Source organism: Mesorhizobium silamurunense (genome assembly GCF_014843905.1).
Lineage (GTDB): Bacteria > Pseudomonadota > Alphaproteobacteria > Rhizobiales > Rhizobiaceae > Mesorhizobium > Mesorhizobium silamurunense.
In genome coordinates this window covers 1-3,873 of record NZ_LPVS01000226.1, presented here as the reverse complement: position 1 = coordinate 3,873, position 3,873 = coordinate 1, and the positions used below count along the sequence as shown (strand labels likewise).

The following is a 3,873-nucleotide window of genomic DNA, read 5'->3' as shown; positions in this document are numbered from 1 at the left end:
TTACCCATGTCTCCGGTATGAACCGTAACCTATGTGTCCAGAATGGACCCTGTAAAAATGGCGATCCCGGCAGGATTCGAACCTGCGACCATCGGCTTAGAAGGCCGGTGCTCTATCCAGCTGAGCTACGGGACCGCTGGCCGGCCGGGGCCGGCTGATGCCACTACGCCAAGGCACGCTCGACAAAAGGGTTAGTGCGTCCAGGGCGTCCTGCGGTCATAGCGGAAATTGTCGGAATAGGAAATCTGCCGGCGCTTCGTCTCCTTCGGCTCCTCGACGCGGAAGGCAATGCCCTGCTTCTCGGCATAGGCCACCGCCTCTTCCTTCGTGTCGAAGGTGAGCCGCACCTGGCTCAGCATGTCGCCCGAAGTGGTGTAGCCCATCAGCGGGTCGATCTTCTTGCGTTGGGCGGGATCGAACTCCAGCACCCAGTGGCCGGTTTTGGCCTTGCCGGACTGCATCGCGGTTTTGGCTGGGCTGAAAATGCGCGCGGACATGACCACCTCTTTGCCGCCCGAAGACCGGGCCACCTCATTTCGCGGCGCGCGTCCGAAAAGCCGAATTCGAGCCTGAGGCCGCGCGCCAACCCGTCAATACTGTGCAACGGCGGCGCCCGCAAGCGGCCAAGGCTTGCGAAGCCGTCATGGCCGGCAAGCGATGGTCATGACCGGGTGGGGGAACCTCGCGCCGGTCCGGACATTAACGGAAGGTCAGGCGACCAGCCCGGCCGCTTCAGCCATTGGTCGCGGCCAGCAAGGCTGCGAGGCCACCAAGCGTCGCCATCCTCGTCAATAAGCCCGGACAGTGTGCCATGACAATGACAACCGAACATCCCGTCCTGCAGCTAGCCGTGCTTGTCGGCAGCCTGCGCGCCCAATCCCACAGCCGCAAGATCGCCAAGGCGCTGGCGGCCCGCGCGCCGGACTCGCTGCGTTGCCGCTTTATCGAGATCGGCGAGTTGCCCCTCTACAACGAGGATCTCGACGGCGACACGCCGCCCGCCGCCTGGTCGGCGTTCCGCGCCACGATAAGAGAGTGCGACGGGGTGCTGTTCGTGACGCCCGAATACAACCGTTCGATCCCCGGCGGTCTGAAGAACGCGCTCGATGTCGGCTCGCGTCCCTATGGCAAGAGCGTCTTCAAGGGCCTGCCCGCCGGCGTCGTCAGCGTCAGCCCGAGCAAGATCGGCGCCTTCGGTTCCAACCAGGCGCTTAGGCAGACCTTCGTCTTCCTCGACATGCCGGTGATGCAGCAGCCGGAGGCCTATATCGGCAATGTCGCCGAACTCCTCGACGACAATGGCGCGGTGAAGAGCGGCGACACCGCCGCTTTCCTGGAGAATTTCATGGGCGCGTTGGAGACGTGGATCCGAACCGTGCGGCCGGGCGGCTCGTCCTTCGACACCTTCATGAAGCAGCGCGAGAAGATCGCCGAGGACTATGTCAACGGCAACGCCACGTCGCTGAAGGCGATCGTGACGCATAGCGAGCCGGCAACCTTCTTTTCGCCGCGAGGCGACCATCTCGAAGGGGCCAACGCCGTCGCCGGCCGCTACGAGCGCGACGCCGCCAGCTTCCACCAGGGCGGCAGCACCGATCTCGAGGTGCTACAAGCCTCCGCGAGCGGCGACCTGGCGTTCTGGACCGGGCTGCAGCATGCGAAGGCGCGCATGGGCAAGAACGGCCAGCCCGCCGAGATGACCTTGCGGGTGACGGAAGTGTTCCGGCTCGAGGACGGCGCCTTCAAGCTGGTGCATCGCCACGCCGATCCTGCAAACGGTTAAGGCGGCTCAGCGTCGATAAGGCACTGATCCGCCTTAATTCTTTGTCCTCGCGCAATTCCGGACGGAAAACCGCTGCGCACTTTTCCTGGAATTGCTCTCTTTGTCTTTGTCGCAATTCCGGACGGAAAACCGCTGCGCACTTTTCCTGGATTGCTCCGGCCACCCTTATCCGCGACACAATGCCGGGGCCTTTGCAACCACGGCCTATTCCCATTGCCTCGTCAGCGGCATATGTCGGATACATGGCCGTGGCACCTGAAAGCCATGACGACGATAAAGACAAGAATGGGCATGGAAGCGGAAATCTCGTCGGATTGGACCGGCGAGCCGGCGATCCTCGAAGGCGCGATCGTGATCGGCGCCGGCGCGGCGGGATTGGCGGCGGCCTACGCCTTGATCGAGGCCGGGGTCGCCACCGAGGTCCTCGAACGCGAGGGACGCCTGGCCGAGCCCTGGTACCATCGCCATGAGAACCTGCATCTCAACACACATCGTGACCTCTCGACGCTGCCCGGCGTTTCCTTTCCGAAAGGAACCCCTGCCTTTCCGCACCGCAGCGCGGTGATCCGCCTCTTCAACGACTTCGCCCAGACGCACCGGCTGCCGATCGCCTTCGGCATCGTCGTCAGGGAACTCGTGTTCCGCGGCGACCACTGGCTGGTGAATACCAACGCGGGACCGCGGGCGGCCCGCCACGTGGTGATCGCCACCGGGCGCGATCGGCAGCCCTTCATCCCGGCCTGGAAAGGCATGAAGGGTTTCTCGGGCAAGATCGTCCATTCGGCGCATTTCGGCCGGGCGGGAGACTATACGGGCAAAAAAGTGCTGGTGGTCGGCGCCGGCAATTCCGGCTTCGACGCGCTCAACCACCTTTCCGGCGTCGAGACCGGGCAGATGTGGCTCTCGGCGCGCAACGGGCCTTCGCTCTTACCCAAGCGCATCGGCAAGATCGCCGTGCACCGCTTCTCGCCTGTCATGGCGAGCCTGCCGTCCCGGCTGGCGGATGCGGTGATGGCGGCGACGCAGCGGCTGGTCTTCGGCGATCTCAGGAAGTTCGGCCTGCCCCCCGCCCCGTCGGGCGGCGCCAGCCGCCTCGGCTCGGACTATACCGCGATCGCCGCCGACGACGGCGCGGTCGACGCGATCAAGGCCGGGCGCATCATCGTCGTGCCGCAAGTCAAGGAATTCAGCCATGACGGCGTCGTTCTCGAAAACGGCCAGGCGATCGCGCCCGATATCGTCATTGCCGCGACCGGCTATCGCACCGGGCTGGAGACGATGGTTGGCAGGCTCGGCGTGCTCGACGCCAAGGGCGTGCCGCTGTTCAACGGCGCGGGCAGCGACCCGAAGCTGCCGGGCCTGTGGTTCACCGGCATGCGGCCGAGCATTCGCGGCTGCTTCGCCAATGCCCGCATCCAGGGCGCGGCGATCGCCGGCAGGATTGCCAGGGGAAAGCGCTAAAGCGGTGTTCTCGACGCTGCGCTTCCGTTTTTGGGTTGCCTTCCCGGCCCCGGAACCCTATACGCCGCGAGCGTCGGAGTGTAGCGCAGCCTGGTAGCGCACCTGATTTGGGATCAGGGGGTCGCGTGTTCGAATCACGCCACTCCGACCAGTTTTCCTGTGAACATGCTGCAGCCTGCGGGCTGGGAACCCTGCCCAGCCTTTGCAAGTTTTGTCGTCATGACAAAGACCCCGACCATAGCGCGTATCTGGCGCGGCAGGACCTTGCCCGAGAAGGCCGACGCCTACGAGGCCTATAATTACGAGATCGGCATCAAGCCGCTCATCGAAAAAGCGCTCGGCGTCCAGACCTTCCGCGAGGATACGCCGACCCATTCAGAGTTCGTGACGATCTCCTACTGGGAAAACATCGAGGCGATGGCGCGCTTCACCGGCGACGGTCCGATCCAGGTTCACCATCTCGACCGCGACGCGGAATTCCTGATCGAACTGCCCAGCAGCGTGCAGGTGCTGCGCCTGCTCAGCAGCCATGGCCGCACCCGCTAAAGCGCGTCGCGATCTTTCAGATTCGCTCACTGTGTAACCGGGGCAAAACCGGTGGCGGCCGCGGCGTTATGACTCGGGGGTAT

Annotated in this window: 4 protein-coding genes and 2 tRNA genes; 4 read left to right on the top strand and 2 right to left on the bottom strand. The window is 64.4% G+C overall.

Annotated features, from left to right (window positions below; genetic code table 11):
- Window positions 1-58 precede the first annotated feature (58 nt).
- Both AU465_RS33275 and AU465_RS33270 read right to left on the bottom strand, forming a co-directional pair.
- A tRNA-Arg gene (locus AU465_RS33275) sits at window positions 59-135 on the bottom strand.
- A 56-nt stretch (window positions 136-191) separates the two neighbouring features.
- Window positions 192-497 (bottom strand): ETC complex I subunit, encoded by a 306-nt coding sequence (locus AU465_RS33270; RefSeq protein ID WP_126084876.1) that lies wholly within the window; start codon window positions 495-497, stop codon window positions 192-194.
- Window positions 498-811: 314 nt separating this feature from the next.
- Between AU465_RS33270 and AU465_RS38100 the strand changes: the two genes are divergently transcribed.
- The 4 genes from AU465_RS38100 (at window position 812) to AU465_RS33250 (ending at window position 3,790) form a co-directional block, all read left to right on the top strand.
- Complete coding sequence (locus AU465_RS38100) at window positions 812-1,783, top strand: NAD(P)H-dependent oxidoreductase (protein ID WP_192257274.1); 972 nt, start codon at window positions 812-814, stop codon at window positions 1,781-1,783.
- Window positions 1,784-2,047: 264 nt separating this feature from the next.
- Window positions 2,048-3,244: a flavin-containing monooxygenase gene (locus AU465_RS33260; protein ID WP_376774932.1), complete on the top strand. Its 1,197-nt coding sequence runs from the start codon at window positions 2,048-2,050 to the stop codon at window positions 3,242-3,244.
- A 74-nt stretch (window positions 3,245-3,318) separates the two neighbouring features.
- A tRNA-Pro gene (locus tag AU465_RS33255) sits at window positions 3,319-3,395 on the top strand.
- Window positions 3,396-3,463: 68 nt separating this feature from the next.
- On the top strand, window positions 3,464-3,790 hold the full coding sequence (locus AU465_RS33250) for an ABM domain-containing protein (protein ID WP_192257272.1): 327 nt from the start codon (window positions 3,464-3,466) through the stop codon (window positions 3,788-3,790).
- The last annotated feature ends 83 nt before the right edge of the window (window positions 3,791-3,873 follow it).

Excerpts from the sequence above, each read along its gene's own strand:
- AU465_RS33270 (WP_126084876.1), bottom strand. The coding sequence starts at position 497 with ATGTCCGCGCGCATTTTCAGCCCAGCCAAAACCGCGATGCAGTCCGGC.
- AU465_RS33260 (WP_376774932.1), top strand. The coding sequence starts at position 2,048 with ATGACGACGATAAAGACAAGAATGGGCATGGAAGCGGAAATCTCGTCG.
- AU465_RS38100 (WP_192257274.1), top strand. The coding sequence starts at position 812 with ATGACAATGACAACCGAACATCCCGTCCTGCAGCTAGCCGTGCTTGTC.
- AU465_RS33250 (WP_192257272.1), top strand. The coding sequence starts at position 3,464 with ATGACAAAGACCCCGACCATAGCGCGTATCTGGCGCGGCAGGACCTTG.